Below are 16,963 nucleotides of genomic sequence, written 5' to 3'. Positions count from 1 at the left end.
AATAATTATATTACAATACAGCTATTAGGAGTTTAGATCCATAAAGTTTACATTTGGATTTTAGATCCATAACGTGATGGTAGCCGTATTTGATACGGCTACTTTTCTTTTTATCTAGCAACTGTTTCCATTTTGGAAATAGTTGGCATGTAGTAGAAAGGAGGAAAGAATGGAAAAACCTAAATCCAATTTTGAAGATTTGTACGAAAAAATTTTAGAAAAAAATATTACTATTGAAAACCATTCTAAAGACCAACTTATTGATTACCTTAAAAACAGAAGTTACTACTATAAAATCACTAGTTACAGAAAAAATTTCCCTAAAAATCCCAAAGGAAAGTACGATAACTTAGATTTCTTAGATTTAACGATTTGCGCTTCTTTAGATGTTCGGTTACGTGAACTATTATTATTAATGTGTTTAGATGTAGAACATTCATTAAAAACAAAGTTTATGACACTTCTTACAGAGGACGACAAAGAAGACGGTTACTCTATAATTGAAGAATTTAAAAATGAATACCCTGAAAAATTTTCAAATACAATTGAACAATTTCGCTTAAATAAATATAAAAAAGATATGTTTCAAAAAAGAACAGATTTATCTATTTGGGTATTTTTAGAAATTGTAAGTTATGGTGATTTTACTACGCTTGCTGATTTATATATAAAAAAGTCAGAGCTGAAAACAGACCCTCTGTATACTACTCAACACAAATTGATTAAAAATATTAGAAATTCTTGCGCTCATAATAATGTTTTTTTAATAAATCTTTTTGACGGTGCTGATCACATAAAGCAACCAGATCCTAAAACAAAATCTTATGCAAGTACAATGAAGATAAATCTTGCCTTAGTTCATTATCCAAAAATCATTGACATCATCAATTTATTTTATCTTCATAAAAAATTATGTTCCGATGAACTAAACCAGAGACGACTGATTGAAGCTGATTTAATTGTTGAGAAATATTCACAGAACGCTCCTACATTTAATAAGTCCGAATTTAGAATAAAAAAATTTTTTGAATCTATTTTTATAAAATGCATTGACTTTTTGAAGTAATAATGATATTATCGTTATACAGAAACAAGGTTCGCCCTTGGCTCACACAATTGGGTTTATAGAAAAAGTCAGCAATTCTCTATTGTTGACTTTTTCTTTTTTAATCAAGAATAAGTTGACGTTTGACAGAAATTAAAAAAAGAAATACACTAAGAATGTAAAAAAGCCTTGTTCGTCAAGGATAAACTTGTCTGGTGTACTTCTAAGAGGTACGCCTTATTTTATTATCTGACGAGCTGACAACTGTTTCCATTTTGGAAACAACTCAAAAATCCCCACACTCTCCGACGGCTATCTTTGAGTGTGAGGATATCCTGTATAGTAAAAGGCATTAAAAAGCCCTTTTTACTATCCCATTTTATCAAAAAAGTGAGGTAAATACAATGTGGATGGAAGAACTTCCCAACGGAAAATATAAATTTTTTGAGAGATACAAAGATCCATATACTGAGAAATTAAAAAAAGTTTCAGTAACCATGGAGAAGAAAACTCCACAAGTAAGAAATCAAGCCGCCATCTTGTTGCAGGAAAAGATAAAACAAAAGTTAGGAGAAAAACAACATTTTGTTTCTGATATAACTTTTGAAAAACTATATGAGGAATTTGAGGAAAATTGGAAACATGGTGTTAAAAATTCAACAGTCTATGCTTCAAAAAATGTAAAAAAAGAGATTTTAAAGCAGATAGAGGGCGACTACCTAGTTAGAAATATTGATAGACGATTATTACAAAAAGTGATAGATCAGCTATTACAAGATGGAAGGTCTCATAACTATGTTTCTAAAATCAAGTTCAAGCTCAATCAGATAATGAAATTCGCTATCAGAATGAATTATATTGATACAAATGAAATGCTATTTGTTGAAATGCCTAGAAAGGTAATTACAACTGACGATCTCAGAAAGAAAAATACCAAATACTTAGATCAGAAAGAGTTTAAGTTATTCATCCAAAATTTAAAAGACGAAGCCCTATGTGATTATCGAATTACAAAGTATATCCGAATAGCTAAAGTTCTTTTTCTTACTGGCATGAGGTATGGAGAGCTGGCAGCCTTAAACTACAAGGAAGATATAGATTTTTCTAAAAAGACTATTCACATCAAGCATACATACGATTTCAGACAAAAAGAGAGAACTACACCAAAGACAATCAAGTCTGATAGGGTTATAACAGCACCTCAAAAAGTGTTAGACATCATCAAAGAGCAGATAGTAGAAAATGCGACAAATGGATTTGATACAGATTTTATTTTCATCAATACTCTAGGAGAGCCAATAACAAATGCCCGGGTTATTTGTGCATTGAAAAGACATGGTCAAAAAATCGGCATAGAAAAAAACATAACTACACATACATTTAGACATTCTCACATATCCCTACTTGCTGAATTAGGTATCCCCTTGACTGCTATCATGGACAGAGTAGGGCATAGCGACTCAAAGACCACACTAGAGATTTATTCTCACGTTACCCAAAAAATGGTATCAGACATATCTAGCAAGTTAGACAAGATAAAATTTTAAATTGTGCCCCTCGTCTGCCCCTTTTTCTTATACAAGACAAACAAAAACCCCTTAAAGTGTTGATTTTAAAGGATTTTTAAAGTGCACGAAAAAAGAGCACACAATTCAAATCGCTTAGGGCTGCTGGATTCCTCCCCTGACCCACTTCACGCAGAACTGTTGCTCCATTATTTATTATATCACATTCCTATTCATTTTAAAAGCAAAATTATTTTTTCCGTCTATTTCTAAAAAAGTCCTGCATAATAGCTGCGCATTCATCTTCCAAAATTCCCGTTTCAACCTCTACACGATGGTTGAGACGCTCATCTGTCAAGATATCGTACAAACTTCCAGCAGCGCCAAATTTCTGGTTTTTAGCCCCGTAGACCACGTTTGGAATACGGGCAAGCCCAATCGCCCCACTACACATGACACAAGGCTCAATGGTCACAAAAAGCGTGCAATCCAGCAAGCGCCAGCTCTCCTCACTCAGGTTCGCATTCTCTATAGCCATAATCTCCGCGTGCATAACCGCTCGCTGCAACTCCTCACGTGCATTATGCCCACGACCAATGATTTCACCGTCCTTGACAATCACACAACCAATTGGAATTTCATCGTGTTCCAAAGCAATCTCAGCCTCTCTCAAAGCCTCCCTCATAAAAACTTCTTTTTCTTCAACTGTATAATTCATCAATTTCTCTTTTCCTACTTATCGATTTTATTATTATATCATGAATCTCAACACAAAAAAAGCCACCGAATGCGGTGACTCTATAGGGAGATTATTATGAAAAAGAAAAGTTTAGGATATTTGTTACAACAAGTTAGGAGGTCTTCTTGTAACTATCTATAGTATACCCGACCTATCTTAAACAAATCTTAAAAATCTCTTATGACCAAACACTTTCTAAAATATTTGTTTGTTCACGACCAGGACCTACTGAGAAAGTAGAAATACGAACACCAACCAATTCGCTCACACGACGAACATAGTTACGCGCATTCTCAGGAAGCTCCCCCAAATTACGAACTCCCGTGATATCTTCTGACCAACCTGGCAACTCTTCATAGATAGGCTTGCAACGTTTCAATTGCTCAAGACTAGCTGGATAGTAGTCAATACGTTGACCATCAAGATCATAAGCCACACAGATTTTCACTGTATCTAAACCACTCAAAACATCGATAGAGTTCAATGAAAGATTGGTAATACCAGATACACGACGACTGTGACGCATGACAACTGAGTCAAACCAACCCACACGACGTGGACGACCAGTTGTTGTACCATATTCATGACCTACTTCACGAATACGTTCTCCCACTTCGTCAAACAACTCAGTTGGGAAGGGACCGTCTCCCACACGACTGGTATAGGCTTTACATACACCTACAACCTTGTCAATTTTACTTGGACCAACACCAGAACCAATTGTCACACCACCAGCTACAGGGTTTGACGACGTAACAAATGGATAGGTACCTTGGTCAATATCTAGCATAACACCTTGTGCACCTTCAAAAAGTACACGTTTGCCATTATCAAGCGCATCATTTAAGATAACAGATGTATCTGTCACATATTTCTTGATTTGTTGACCATATTCGTAATACTCTTCAAAAATATCATCAAAAGCAATCGCTTTACTATCATACAATTTTTCAAAAAGACGATTCTTTTCAGCAAAGTTACGTTCTAAACGCTCACGGAAAATGTCTTTATCCAAAAGATCTGCGATACGAATTCCCACACGAGCAGCCTTGTCCATATAAGCTGGACCGATTCCCTTGATTGTAGTACCAATCTTATTGTCCCCCTTAGCTTCTTCTTGTAAACGATCTAACTCGATATGATAAGGCAAAATAACATGCGCGCGATCAGAAATACGCAAGTTATCAGTTGTTACACCTTCCTCATGAAGATAACTCAACTCTTTTACAAGAGATTTAGGATTTACAACCATACCATTCCCAATAACAGAGATTTTTTCAGGGAAGAAAATCCCAGATGGAATCAAGTGCAACTTAAATTTCTTACCATCAATCACAATCGTGTGACCTGCATTATCACCACCTTGGTAACGCGCAATCACTTCTGCATTCGCTGAAAGGAAGTCTGTAATCTTCCCTTTACCTTCATCACCCCATTGGGTACCTACAACAACAACTGAAGTCATAATCTTGTCTGAGCCCTCAGGCTCTTCCTTTCTCACATACATGGCAGGAATCTCACCCGCAATTATATCTTACAATTTATTATAAGAAAAAATCGCCTTTTTATCAAGAAGAAACAGTAGAAAAGATTTGGAATTTCTGTAAATAACAAGATTCAAATCCTTAAAATTTAAACAAAATCCTACAAAATATGAAATCAATACATATTATTGTTCGTGATATATGATTTATGAGTTTCTTATTGAATAAGAGTTGTATCTCCTTTCAAGAATGTATCTAGATATAGACGATAAGCTGTTTTAAAGTGATATAATGAAAAGTCCCTATCACTTTTTATTTTAAATCGGATTAAGTAATATAGTAAAAACCGAAGATGAAGTGATTCCCACTCAGCACAACTCTGGCCTAAAGAGGCATATTCTTGTTCAACCAGTTTCAAAAAGACAAATGCTCGGTCATAAAATTTCTGAAGCATATAAAAATTCCCTTTCTTATTACTAACACTAGTCTAACAAAAATATAAACTAAAAAAGCTTCAAATCCTATAAAAGAAGAATTTAAAGCTAAACGAACTAAAAGTAAAATAAAGATGTAATTATAGGTACAAAAACCAAGATTTAGATTTTCAACTGTCTACCCCACTTATAAATCATAACCACCCATCTATACACTTCACCTGACGGAGCGAGACGGACTAATAGCCATATAATAAAAAAACGTTCGATTGAACGTTTTTGTCAGTACTCCGCCAGTAGGACTCGAACCTACGACATCATGATTAACAGTCATGCGCTACTACCAACTGAGCTATGGCGGATAAAAGCTAAGCGACTTCCATATCTCACAGGGGGCAACCCCCAACTACTTCCGGCGTTCTAGGGCTTAACTGCTGTGTTCGGCATGGGTACAGGTGTATCTCCTAGGCTATCGTCACTTAACTCTGAGTAATACCTACTCAAAATTGAATATCTATCAAATACCAAGTAAACCTCACACTTTGTATCCTCAGTTACTTTGGATAAGTCCTCGAGCTATTAGTATTAGTCCGCTACATGTGTCGCCACACTTCCACTTCTAACCTATCTACCTAATCATCTCTCAGGGCTCTTACTGATATATAATCATGGGAAATCTCATCTTGAGGTGGGTTTCACACTTAGATGCTTTCAGCGTTTATCCCTTCCCTACATAGCTACCCAGCGATGCCTTTGGCAAGACAACTGGTACACCAGCGGTAAGTCCACTCTGGTCCTCTCGTACTAGGAGCAGATCCTCTCAAATTTCCTACGCCCGCGACGGATAGGGACCGAACTGTCTCACGACGTTCTGAACCCAGCTCGCGTGCCGCTTTAATGGGCGAACAGCCCAACCCTTGGGACCGACTACAGCCCCAGGATGCGACGAGCCGACATCGAGGTGCCAAACCTCCCCGTCGATGTGAACTCTTGGGGGAGATAAGCCTGTTATCCCCAGGGTAGCTTTTATCCGTTGAGCGATGGCCCTTCCATACGGAACCACCGGATCACTAAGCCCGACTTTCGTCCCTGCTCGAGTTGTAGCTCTCACAGTCAAGCTCCCTTATACCTTTACACTCTGCGAATGATTTCCAACCATTCTGAGGGAACCTTTGGGCGCCTCCGTTACCTTTTAGGAGGCGACCGCCCCAGTCAAACTGCCCGTCAGACACTGTCTCCGATAGGGTTCACCTATCCAGGTTAGAGTGGCCATAACACAAGGGTAGTATCCCAACAGCGTCTCCTTCGAAACTGGCGTCCCGATCTCTTAGACTCCTACCTATCCTGTACATGTGGTACAGACACTCAATATCAAACTGCAGTAAAGCTCCATGGGGTCTTTCCGTCCTGTCGCGGGTAACCTGCATCTTCACAGGTACTAAAATTTCACCGAGTCTCTCGTTGAGACAGTGCCCAAATCATTACGCCTTTCGTGCGGGTCGGAACTTACCCGACAAGGAATTTCGCTACCTTAGGACCGTTATAGTTACGGCCGCCGTTTACTGGGGCTTCAATTCATACCTTCGCTTACGCTAAGCACTCCTCTTAACCTTCCAGCACCGGGCAGGCGTCACCCCCTATACATCATCTTACGATTTAGCAGAGAGCTGTGTTTTTGATAAACAGTTGCTTGGGCCTATTCACTGCGGCTGACTTAAAGTCAGCACCCCTTCTCCCGAAGTTACGGGGTCATTTTGCCGAGTTCCTTAACGAGAGTTCTCTCGCTCACCTGAGGCTACTCGCCTCGACTACCTGTGTCGGTTTGCGGTACGGGTAGAGTATGTTTAAACGCTAGAAGCTTTTCTTGGCAGTGTGACGTCACTAACTTCGCTACTAAACTTCGCTCCCCATCACAGCTCAATGTTATAGAACTAAGCATTTAACTCAATTCACACCTCACTGCTTAGACAGACACTTCCATTCGTCTGCTTTAGTTAGCCTACTGCGTCCCTCCATCACTACATACTCTAGTACAGGAATATCAACCTGTTGTCCATCGGATACACCTTTCGGTCTCTCCTTAGGTCCCGACTAACCCAGGGCGGACGAGCCTTCCCCTGGAAACCTTAGTCTTACGGTGGACAGGATTCTCACCTGTCTTTCGCTACTCATACCGGCATTCTCACTTCTATGCGTTCCAGCACTCCTCACGGTACACCTTCTCCACACATAGAACGCTCTCCTACCATACCTATAAAGGTATCCACAGCTTCGGTAAATTGTTTTAGCCCCGGTACATTTTCGGCGCAGGGTCACTCGACTAGTGAGCTATTACGCACTCTTTGAATGAATAGCTGCTTCTAAGCTAACATCCTAGTTGTCTGTGCAACCCCACATCCTTTTCCACTTAACAATTATTTTGGGACCTTAGCTGGTGGTCTGGGCTGTTTCCCTTTCGACTACGGATCTTAGCACTCGCAGTCTGACTGCCGACCACAATTCTTTGGCATTCGGAGTTTATCTGAGATTGGTAATCCGGGATGGACCCCTCACCCAAACAGTGCTCTACCTCCAAGAATCTTTATGTCGACGCTAGCCCTAAAGCTATTTCGGAGAGAACCAGCTATCTCCAAGTTCGTTTGGAATTTCTCCGCTACCCACAAGTCATCCAAGCACTTTTCAACGTGCCCTGGTTCGGTCCTCCAGTGCGTCTTACCGCACCTTCAACCTGCTCATGGGTAGGTCACATGGTTTCGGGTCTACGACATGATACTAATGCGCCCTATTCAGACTCGGTTTCCCTACGGCTCCGTCTCTTCAACTTAACCTCGCATCATATCGTAACTCGCCGGTTCATTCTACAAAAGGCACGCTCTCACCCATTAACGGGCTCGAACTTGTTGTAGGCACACGGTTTCAGGTTCTATTTCACTCCCCTCCCGGGGTGCTTTTCACCTTTCCCTCACGGTACTGGTTCACTATCGGTCACTAGGGAGTATTTAGGGTTAGGAGATGGTCCTCCCAGATTCCGACGGGATTTCTCGTGTCCCGCCGTACTCAGGATACTGCTAGGTACAAAGACTATTTTAAATACGAGGCTTTTACTCTCTTTGGCTGATCTTCCCAAATCATTCTTCTATAATCTTTGAGTCCACAGTGCAGTCCTACAACCCCGAAGAGTAAACTCTTCGGTTTGCCCTCCTGCCGTTTCGCTCGCCGCTACTAAGGCAATCGCTTTTGCTTTCTCTTCCTGCAGCTACTTAGATGTTTCAGTTCACTGCGTCTTCCTCCTCACATCCTTAACAGATATGGGTAACAGGTAGTACCTGTTGGGTTCCCCCATTCGGAAATCCCTGGATCATTGCTTACTTACAGCTACCCAAGGCATATCGTCGTTTGTCACGTCCTTCTTCGGCTCCTAGTGCCAAGGCATCCACCGTGCGCCCTTATTAACTTAACCTTATTTTTGACCTTTCAGTCAGAAACTCTTTTAATACTACAGCGTTTCGGTTTATTTTCTTGTTACTATTTGATATAGATATTCAATTTTCAATGTGCATTACTTGGTAATCTCTCACCAATGGAGCCTAGCGGGATCGAACCGCTGACCTCCTGCGTGCAAAGCAGGCGCTCTCCCAGCTGAGCTAAGGCCCCACAAGACCTCTCAAGACTAAACAAGACCAATGTGCAGTTCCTTATCCTTAGAAAGGAGGTGATCCAGCCGCACCTTCCGATACGGCTACCTTGTTACGACTTCACCCCAATCATCTATCCCACCTTAGGCGGCTGGCTCCTTACGGTTACCTCACCGACTTCGGGTGTTACAAACTCTCGTGGTGTGACGGGCGGTGTGTACAAGGCCCGGGAACGTATTCACCGCGGCGTGCTGATCCGCGATTACTAGCGATTCCGACTTCATGTAGGCGAGTTGCAGCCTACAATCCGAACTGAGACTGGCTTTAAGAGATTAGCTTGCCGTCACCGGCTTGCGACTCGTTGTACCAGCCATTGTAGCACGTGTGTAGCCCAGATCATAAGGGGCATGATGATTTGACGTCATCCCCACCTTCCTCCGGTTTATTACCGGCAGTCTCGCTAGAGTGCCCAACTAAATGATGGCAACTAACAATAGGGGTTGCGCTCGTTGCGGGACTTAACCCAACATCTCACGACACGAGCTGACGACAACCATGCACCACCTGTCACCTCTGTCCCGAAGGAAAACTCTATCTCTAGAGCGGTCAGAGGGATGTCAAGACCTGGTAAGGTTCTTCGCGTTGCTTCGAATTAAACCACATGCTCCACCGCTTGTGCGGGCCCCCGTCAATTCCTTTGAGTTTCAACCTTGCGGTCGTACTCCCCAGGCGGAGTGCTTAATGCGTTAGCTGCGGCACTAAACCCCGGAAAGGGTCTAACACCTAGCACTCATCGTTTACGGCGTGGACTACCAGGGTATCTAATCCTGTTTGCTCCCCACGCTTTCGAGCCTCAGCGTCAGTTACAAGCCAGAGAGCCGCTTTCGCCACCGGTGTTCCTCCATATATCTACGCATTTCACCGCTACACATGGAATTCCACTCTCCCCTCTTGCACTCAAGTTAAACAGTTTCCAAAGCGTACTATGGTTAAGCCACAGCCTTTAACTTCAGACTTATCTAACCGCCTGCGCTCGCTTTACGCCCAATAAATCCGGACAACGCTCGGGACCTACGTATTACCGCGGCTGCTGGCACGTAGTTAGCCGTCCCTTTCTGGTAAGATACCGTCACAGTGTGAACTTTCCACTCTCACACTCGTTCTTCTCTTACAACAGAGCTTTACGATCCGAAAACCTTCTTCACTCACGCGGCGTTGCTCGGTCAGACTTTCGTCCATTGCCGAAGATTCCCTACTGCTGCCTCCCGTAGGAGTCTGGGCCGTGTCTCAGTCCCAGTGTGGCCGATCACCCTCTCAGGTCGGCTATGTATCGTCGCCTTGGTGAGCCGTTACCTCACCAACTAGCTAATACAACGCAGATCCATCTGGTAGTGATGCATTTGCACCTTTCAATGGATTATCATGCGATAATCCATTTTATGCGGTATTAGCTATCGTTTCCAATAGTTATCCCCCGCTACCAGGTAGGTTACCTACGCGTTACTCACCCGTTCGCAACTCATCCAAAAAGAGCAAGCTCCTCTCTTCAGCGTTCTACTTGCATGTATTAGGCACGCCGCCAGCGTTCATCCTGAGCCAGGATCAAACTCTCATTAAAAGTTTGAGTTCTCACTCATTTCTGTCACTGACAGATTTATTGTTTTTTCATTGTTCAGTACTATAACCTTAGTTATAGTGCCCTGCACATTGGTTCGTCTTGTTCAGTTTTCAAAGGTCTTTGTCACTCACTCTCTCAAGCGACAACTATATTAGTATATCACAGCTCCCTGTCTCTGTCAACAGTTTTTTTAAACTTTTTTCAAGTTTTTTTCTACCACGATACACTCATAGTCCGTACGGGATTCGAACCCGTGTTACCGCCGTGAAAAGGCGGTGTCTTAACCCCTTGACCAACGGACCTTGAGCCTTTCAACTCTTTCTATTATACCTACTTTTCCCCCTTTGTCAAGAACTTTTTTCCTCTTTATCGAAATTCTGAAAAGTAAAATTATAGTAGAAAGAGAATGGAAAAGAGGGCTCAATGACTTCCGTTTTAAACATGATTTTTCTCGTCTTCCCGAGATTATGTCTTGGTATGTTGAAACAGTCAGGGGAGTGACTGTTTCAATCGGGAGATAAAGATGAGTTTTATTGCGCAAGATTTTGAAAAGCTCAATATCATCACTGTTCTTGAGGGGAGAACACAAGCTATCATCCGAAATCACTTTCTTAAATATGATAGAGCTGTTCGTTGTCAGGTGAAAATCATTACGATGGATATGTTTAGTCCTTATTATGCCTTAGCTAAACAGCTTTTTCCATGTGCTAAAATCGTTCTAGATCGCTTTCACATTGTGCAACATCTTAGCCGTGCTATGAGTCGTGTCCGTGTTCAAATTATGAATCAATTTGAGCGAAAATCCCATGAATATAAGGCTATCAAACGTTACTGGAAGCTCATCCAACAAGATAGTCGGAAATTGAGTGATAAACGATTTTATCGCCCTACTTTTCGTATGCATCTAACCAATAAAGAAATACTAGACAAGCTTTTGAGCTATTCAGAAGACTTGAGACACCACTATAATATCTATCAGCTCTTGCTTTTTCACTTTCAGAACAAGGAGCTAGACAAATTTTTCGGACTCATTAAGGACAAGCTTAAGCTGGTTCATCCTCTTTTTCAGACTGTCTTTAAAACCTTCATCAAGGATAAAGAGAAGATTGTCAACGCCCTTCAACTACCCTATTCCAACGCAAAATTGGAAGCCACTAATAATCTCATCAAACTTATCAAGCGCAATGCCTTTGGTTTTCGGAACTTTGAAAACTTCAAAAAACGAATTTTTATCGCCCTAAATATCAAAAAAGAAAGGACGAAATTTGTCCTTTCTAGATCTTAGCTGACTTCAACCCACTACAGTTGACAATGAGCCAATTTATTTTTCTTCACTCATTTTTGATTTTACTTCATCATAAGATAGTGCATGAGATTCTTCTTCTACTGTCTCAGGCATTTTTCCTGTTTCGTAAAGAGATTTAATCTGTGTACTATCTAATGTCTCGTATTTCAATAATGCTTCTGCGATCAACTTGTGGGTTTCACGATTTGATTGAATAATTTCAGCTGCTTTATTTCGTGCCTCATTTAATAATGAACGAACTTCCTCATCAATCTCATAGGCTATTTGTTCTGAAATTGATTTTTGAGGACTTTGTGCACCAAACATAGCATGATTACCTTCGTATTGAACTGGGCCAAGTTTTTCACTCATACCATATTCAGTGACCATTGCACGCGCCATTTGTGTAGCTTGTTCAAAGTCATTGGAAGCTCCTGTAGTTTGGACATTAAAAATGATTTCTTCAGCTACACGACCACCCATCAAACCTGCCAATTGCTCTTTCATGTCTTCTTTGGACAGAAGCATTTGATCTTCTTTAGGAAGTGCAATCATGTATCCGCCTGCACGTCCACGTGGCACAATTGTAACCTTATGGACAACACGGGCATTCGACAAGACTAGACCAACAATGGTATGTCCGGCTTCATGGTAGGCAACCAATTCACGTTCTTTTTGTGAAACTATTTTATCTTTTTTAGATGGTCCAGCAATCACTCTGTCCTCTGCTTCATCAATATCTGAAGCATCAATGATTGATTTGTTGCGACGGGCTGCAACCAAGGCTGCCTCGTTTAGAACATTTTCTAAGTCAGCTCCCACAAATCCTGGTGTTTGTTGGGCAACTAGTTTCAAATCAACATCGTCTGCTAGAGGTTTATTTTTAGCGTGAACTTTCAAGATTGCTTCACGACCTTTAACATCAGGGCGACCAACCAAGACTTTTCTATCGAAACGTCCTGGGCGGAGAAGAGCTGGATCTAGAACATCTGAACGGTTTGTCGCAGCGATAACGATAATTCCTTCATTTCCCTCAAAACCATCCATCTCAATCAAGAGTTGGTTCAAGGTCTGCTCACGTTCATCATTACCTCCGCCGAGACCGACTCCACGTTGACGTCCAACAGCATCAATTTCATCAATAAAGATGATAGCTGGTGCTGCTTTTTTTGCATCTTCAAAAAGAGAACGAACACGACTAGCCCCAACTCCTACAAACATTTCTACAAAGTCAGAACCTGAAATACTAAAGAATGGAACACCTGCTTCTCCGGCTACTGCCTTAGCAAGTAACGTCTTACCTGTCCCCGGAGGTCCCTCTAAAAGAACACCTGCTGGAATACGGGCTCCAAGTTTTGTAAATCGTTTTGGATCTTTTAAGAATTCAACAACTTCCACTAGTTCTTGTTTTTCTTCCTCAGCTCCAGCAACATCTGAAAATCTTACTTTAATATCTTCTTTATTTGCAGCTCTAGCCTTACTACGTCCGAAACTCATTGGGTTACGGCTATTATTTCCTCCCATATTTCCCATCATAGAAAACAGGAAGAAGAAGAGAATACCGAATGGCACAATGGATACAAGAATATTAATCCACATACCACTTGAACTTTCATGCTTAACAGTTACTTCCGCTTTATGGTCAGAAGCAAGTTTTTGCAATTCTGATACTGTAGTATCTGAAGGAAGAATAATACTTGAAAATTTCTCTACTGTTGTGGCAGAAGGAGAAAAGAACTGGATACCTGTTTCTTCTTTACTTATTTTAGGATTTTTATAGACACCCGAAACTTCGATAACACTACCATTTGGTTGGTAAGTTAATTCTTTTACATTGTCATCGGTAATTTCTTTTACCAATTCTGTATAATTAATTTGCTCACTTTTCCCTGCAACACTACCTGTACTAAAATACTGATAACCTGTAACTAGGAGAAAAATAAGTAATAACCATAGAAAAGGATTTTTAATTAAACCATTATTTTGTTTTTTCATTAAAAATTGTTCTTTCTAATTTGAATACACTTCTTCTTTCAACACTCCAACATAAGGAAGATTACGATAATTTTCTTTGTAATCTAAACCATAACCCACTACAAATTCATTTGGAATCGTAAAGCAGGTATAATCTGCCTCAATTTCTACAACCCGTCCATCTGGTTTGTCCAACATGGTTGCAATTTTAACAGAGGCAGCTTCTCTTGCAATAAACATATCTCGTAAATTCTTCAAAGTTCGACCTGTATCAATGATATCTTCTACAAATAAAACATGTCTTCCTTTGATATCCTGAGTCATATCTTGCTTGATATTGATCACACCACTACTTGCTGTTCCGCCATGGTAGCTAGATACCATCATGAAGTCCATCTCAATATGCGTATCAATATGTTTGACCAATTCAGCCATAAAAGGAATCGATCCTTTTAAAATCCCGACTAAAATTGGATTTTTTCCTGCATAGTCTTTGGTTAATTGAGCACCTAATTTTTTAGCAGCTTCTGTAATTTTATCGTGTGAAACGAGGACTTTTTTAATATCATTTTCTAACATTTTTTTACCTATCTATTTTTTCTATATAAACTACAGTGTTCATTATATCATTTTTCGTGTTTTTACTCAAATCACTGGTCGTAATTCCTAAAATTGAGACAATTTCTCCAAATTGCTCAATAATAGGGGTTGTTTTTCGTTTTTCAATGGGGATTTTCAAATCTATAAATAAACGTCTCAGTTTCTTTCGATGCCCATTCAGGATAAGAACATCGCCAGGTTTTCTACATCTAATATGTACAGATGTTTCCCGTGAAACCGTTACTTTTTGAACAAAATCCCCTTCAATAGGGATGCCAAAGGAAAATAAATAACCCATATATCGAACTTGATTTTGATAGTGTAACACAAGTTCATCTTCCTTCTCATCGGCCTGAGGACTGATTTTACAAATTTGAAACCGTTGATACTCTTTTATCAATTCGTAGCCATTTTTAAGAGAATGACGATACTGACTTTTAGTTGCTAAAATCTGTCGAACTTCAGCAAACTGAGCCTTTGTCAGATTTAAGTCTGGAAATTGATTGAGATAGTTCTGAAGCAAGACTCCTTGAGTTTGTTGGGAATATGAGAAAAGCTCATTCAAATCTTCCACATCAATTTGTTTCGAAAGCTCCGTTATTGTTGCTTGGTAATCTGAAATTTCCCTTCCCAAATCTAAAAGGGAGAATTTAAGACGAGGATTTTCTTTTTCAAGTTCTGGTAAATACCTATTTCGAATGCGATTGCGAAAATAGGTATTTTCCTGATTCGTTTGATCTTCAAAATGAAAAATTGGTGGAAAATCCTTTTTATGAAAAGGCAACAAGGGACGGATGATTTCAATATCATCAACTACTTGACTTTCTTTTATTCCTGTTAAATGACGTAACCGACTTCCTCGAATCAAGCGCATCAAAATCGTTTCAACCTGATCATCTGTATGGTGGGCAGTGACCAAGGCAGTTGCTCCAACCTTTTTCATGATTTTCCTAAAAAAATCATAACGAAACTCTCGAGCACACGCTTCTGAAAAGTCTCCTAAAAAGCTTGTGACATAAATAGGAAGTCCAGCTGCATCAGCTAACTTCCTTAGTTCATTTTCCTCCCAGTCAGACTCACTTCTCTGCTTGTGATTGACATGTGCTACAATCAGCTCAATTTCTAACTCATTTTGATAAGTAGACAATAGCTGGAATAAAAACATTGAATCCAGTCCACCAGACAAAGCTAACACGACTTTAGAATGTTTTTTGAAATACTCTTTTTGGAGAAAATGATTTAAAAAATCCTGGTCCTTCATTTTAGAACCTCATAGACATCCTTGGCTATCTTAGCAATGGTGTCATAATCAGAATTTTTGGTAAAAATAGAGAGAACGAAAGGAGAATCCGTATAGACAATGGCAGTGTCATGTTTAAACTCATCGGCATCTCCAATTTTATGAGCTACCTTAACCGAAACACCTTTTGCGATTCGTTGGTTGTCAAAATCGGTCTTACCTAGAGACTCTAGGACAAAACCATTCTGATTATAAATAGCTTCCATGACCTTTCCAGCCATTTTTGAAGAAGTCAATTTATCATTCACATCCCAATCTTCACCCATAATGGTGGACATTTTTTCTTTGAAAGCCCCATCAGATTGATTGGTCACGTAATAACCTAAAATATTGTGAGCAACATTGTCAGACTCTTTTGTTACCTTGGTAATTAACTGTTGAAGACTGTATTCTTTGTTATCTTCTTTTTTAGGTAAGCTACCACTACCTTCTGGTTTATAGGACCCAGAGAAACTATTTACTTCTGGGATATACTTGAAGCTACTGTCTAGCGTATACTCCCCTTGATTTATCTTATCTTGAGCATAATAAAGGTAGGCTAGCTTCAAGATGCTAGCTGCATAGAGTTTGCTGTCTTCATTCACACCAGCCTCTTTACCCGTACTCAGTTGTTTAACATAAATAGAATAATTTTCATTCTGATAGTTGTTTGATAAAACTTCTTGAACCTTCTGGATACGATTGTCTTCTTCTGAGACGGACTCTTTGGATACCCACCCAACTTGATCAATATGAAGAAATTCTTGTCCCTCAGCAAAGAGGGCTCTATCCACTGTTACGCGTTGATAGGGAGAGAGGGATGAAGAAATTTCTTTAGCATCATAAGGACTATTATAAATAACAACCCCCGGCTCCAACCATACCTGTCTAGTTTGAATTTCAACTTGACTTTGATCATAGACCAAACGCTTATCTGCAAGGATAAACTGGTGATTGTCTAATTTAAAAACAGGAATACCTTGTCTATTCAAACGCCATTCTATGATTTTAAAGGCGTTTTCAGTAGTCAATTTGCCAGACTCCTTAACAAGATCCTCATTAGCATAGACTGCTGTTTCTCCGTATACCATTGGGGATTCCAGAGTTTCTTTATAGTAGAATCCATAATCAGACTCGGTTAGATAATAAATTTCTTGCGAAGAGTAAGGAAGCTGTTTTTCTGTGCTAACTACTCTTGAGGTTATGATAAAAGCAGGTAGCAGTAAAACTACTAAGAACTTACGCATTCTTCTCTTCCCTTTCTTCTTGTAATCGTAATAAATGGTTTTTAGCTGCCAATTCCTCTAATTTTTCATCTGATAAACTTAAAAATTGCTCAACAACTTCTAATAAATTTTCCATGAC

The 16,963-nt window shown here is 40.0% G+C and carries 10 protein-coding genes, 3 tRNA genes, 3 rRNA genes, 1 other RNA gene and 1 pseudogene; 3 read left to right on the top strand and 15 right to left on the bottom strand.

Annotation, left to right across the window (positions count from 1 at the left end):
- Window positions 1-169: 169 nt before the first annotated feature.
- Window positions 170-1,066 (top strand): Abi family protein, encoded by an 897-nt coding sequence (locus OVN21_RS05135; protein WP_267247551.1) that lies wholly within the window; start codon window positions 170-172, stop codon window positions 1,064-1,066.
- Window positions 1,067-1,449: 383 nt separating this feature from the next.
- Window positions 1,450-2,592, top strand: a complete 1,143-nt coding sequence (locus OVN21_RS05130) for a tyrosine-type recombinase/integrase (protein WP_267247550.1) — start codon at window positions 1,450-1,452, stop codon at window positions 2,590-2,592.
- 85 nt (window positions 2,593-2,677) lie between these two features.
- Here the strand turns inward: OVN21_RS05130 and ffs are convergent.
- From ffs to OVN21_RS05080, 10 genes are all read right to left on the bottom strand, one after another.
- An RNA gene (gene ffs, locus OVN21_RS05125) (signal recognition particle sRNA small type) lies at window positions 2,678-2,763 on the bottom strand.
- Between the two features lie 37 nt (window positions 2,764-2,800).
- On the bottom strand, window positions 2,801-3,268 hold the full coding sequence (gene tadA / locus OVN21_RS05120; protein ID WP_001110112.1) for a tRNA adenosine(34) deaminase TadA: 468 nt from the start codon (window positions 3,266-3,268) through the stop codon (window positions 2,801-2,803).
- 199 nt (window positions 3,269-3,467) lie between these two features.
- Window positions 3,468-4,754: an adenylosuccinate synthase gene (locus OVN21_RS05115; RefSeq protein ID WP_267247565.1), complete on the bottom strand. Its 1,287-nt coding sequence runs from the start codon at window positions 4,752-4,754 to the stop codon at window positions 3,468-3,470.
- Window positions 4,755-4,990: 236 nt separating this feature from the next.
- Window positions 4,991-5,227: a sigma(X)-activator ComW gene (gene comW, locus OVN21_RS05110; protein ID WP_267247549.1), complete on the bottom strand. Its 237-nt coding sequence runs from the start codon at window positions 5,225-5,227 to the stop codon at window positions 4,991-4,993.
- Window positions 5,228-5,495: 268 nt separating this feature from the next.
- A tRNA-Asn gene (locus OVN21_RS05105) sits at window positions 5,496-5,569 on the bottom strand.
- 5 nt (window positions 5,570-5,574) lie between these two features.
- Window positions 5,575-5,690: ribosomal RNA gene (rrf, locus tag OVN21_RS05100) — 5S ribosomal RNA — on the bottom strand.
- Between the two features lie 76 nt (window positions 5,691-5,766).
- Window positions 5,767-8,667, bottom strand: a 23S ribosomal RNA gene (locus OVN21_RS05095).
- Between the two features lie 121 nt (window positions 8,668-8,788).
- Window positions 8,789-8,861, bottom strand: a tRNA-Ala gene (locus OVN21_RS05090).
- Between the two features lie 51 nt (window positions 8,862-8,912).
- Window positions 8,913-10,460 (bottom strand): 16S ribosomal RNA (locus OVN21_RS05085).
- The 16S, 23S and 5S rRNA genes sit together here with 3 tRNA genes alongside, the layout of an rRNA operon.
- Window positions 10,461-10,690: 230 nt before the next feature.
- Window positions 10,691-10,762, bottom strand: a tRNA-Glu gene (locus OVN21_RS05080).
- 111 nt (window positions 10,763-10,873) lie between these two features.
- Here OVN21_RS05080 and OVN21_RS05075 point away from each other — a divergent pair.
- A pseudogene (locus OVN21_RS05075) lies at window positions 10,874-11,745 on the top strand (ISL3 family transposase); the annotation flags it as partial.
- A 36-nt stretch (window positions 11,746-11,781) separates the two neighbouring features.
- Here OVN21_RS05075 and ftsH read toward each other — a convergent pair.
- From ftsH to OVN21_RS05050, 5 genes are read right to left on the bottom strand one after another with little or no spacing between them, the layout of a single operon-like run.
- Window positions 11,782-13,740, bottom strand: coding sequence for an ATP-dependent zinc metalloprotease FtsH (gene ftsH / locus OVN21_RS05070; RefSeq protein WP_267247548.1), 1,959 nt, complete (start codon window positions 13,738-13,740; stop codon window positions 11,782-11,784).
- A gap of 15 nt (window positions 13,741-13,755) precedes the next feature.
- Window positions 13,756-14,298, bottom strand: coding sequence for a hypoxanthine phosphoribosyltransferase (hpt, locus tag OVN21_RS05065; protein ID WP_267247547.1), 543 nt, complete (start codon window positions 14,296-14,298; stop codon window positions 13,756-13,758).
- Between the two features lie 4 nt (window positions 14,299-14,302).
- Entirely contained in the window at window positions 14,303-15,580 is a 1,278-nt protein-coding gene (gene tilS, locus OVN21_RS05060) for a tRNA lysidine(34) synthetase TilS (RefSeq protein WP_267247546.1), read from the bottom strand.
- Window positions 15,577-16,845: a serine hydrolase gene (locus tag OVN21_RS05055; RefSeq protein WP_267247545.1), complete on the bottom strand. Its 1,269-nt coding sequence runs from the start codon at window positions 16,843-16,845 to the stop codon at window positions 15,577-15,579. The genes tilS and OVN21_RS05055 overlap by 4 nt, the downstream gene beginning before the upstream one ends.
- Window positions 16,838-16,960 carry an SP_0009 family protein gene (locus OVN21_RS05050; protein ID WP_000429343.1) on the bottom strand — a complete coding sequence of 41 codons (123 nt, stop codon included), beginning with the start codon at window positions 16,958-16,960 and terminating at the stop codon, window positions 16,838-16,840. The genes OVN21_RS05055 and OVN21_RS05050 overlap by 8 nt, the downstream gene beginning before the upstream one ends.
- Between the last annotated feature and the right edge of the window lie 3 nt (window positions 16,961-16,963).

It is taken from the genome of Streptococcus sp. Marseille-Q5986, assembly GCF_946902915.1.
Lineage (GTDB): Bacteria > Bacillota > Bacilli > Lactobacillales > Streptococcaceae > Streptococcus.
Note: the sequence above shows the minus strand (reverse complement) of the source record. Positions and strands in the feature narration are given on the sequence as shown.

Bases quoted from the DNA above. Each gene is read 5' to 3' on its own strand.
- OVN21_RS05135 (WP_267247551.1), top strand. From the start codon at position 170: ATGGAAAAACCTAAATCCAATTTTGAAGATTTGTACGAAAAAATTTTA.
- OVN21_RS05130 (WP_267247550.1), top strand. From the start codon at position 1,450: ATGTGGATGGAAGAACTTCCCAACGGAAAATATAAATTTTTTGAGAGA.
- tadA (WP_001110112.1), bottom strand. From the start codon at position 3,268: ATGAATTATACAGTTGAAGAAAAAGAAGTTTTTATGAGGGAGGCTTTG.
- OVN21_RS05115 (WP_267247565.1), bottom strand. From the start codon at position 4,754: ATGACTTCAGTTGTTGTTGTAGGTACCCAATGGGGTGATGAAGGTAAA.
- comW (WP_267247549.1), bottom strand. From the start codon at position 5,227: ATGCTTCAGAAATTTTATGACCGAGCATTTGTCTTTTTGAAACTGGTT.
- ftsH (WP_267247548.1), bottom strand. From the start codon at position 13,740: ATGAAAAAACAAAATAATGGTTTAATTAAAAATCCTTTTCTATGGTTA.
- hpt (WP_267247547.1), bottom strand. From the start codon at position 14,298: ATGTTAGAAAATGATATTAAAAAAGTCCTCGTTTCACACGATAAAATT.
- tilS (WP_267247546.1), bottom strand. From the start codon at position 15,580: ATGAAGGACCAGGATTTTTTAAATCATTTTCTCCAAAAAGAGTATTTC.
- OVN21_RS05055 (WP_267247545.1), bottom strand. From the start codon at position 16,845: ATGCGTAAGTTCTTAGTAGTTTTACTGCTACCTGCTTTTATCATAACC.
- OVN21_RS05050 (WP_000429343.1), bottom strand. From the start codon at position 16,960: ATGGAAAATTTATTAGAAGTTGTTGAGCAATTTTTAAGTTTATCAGAT.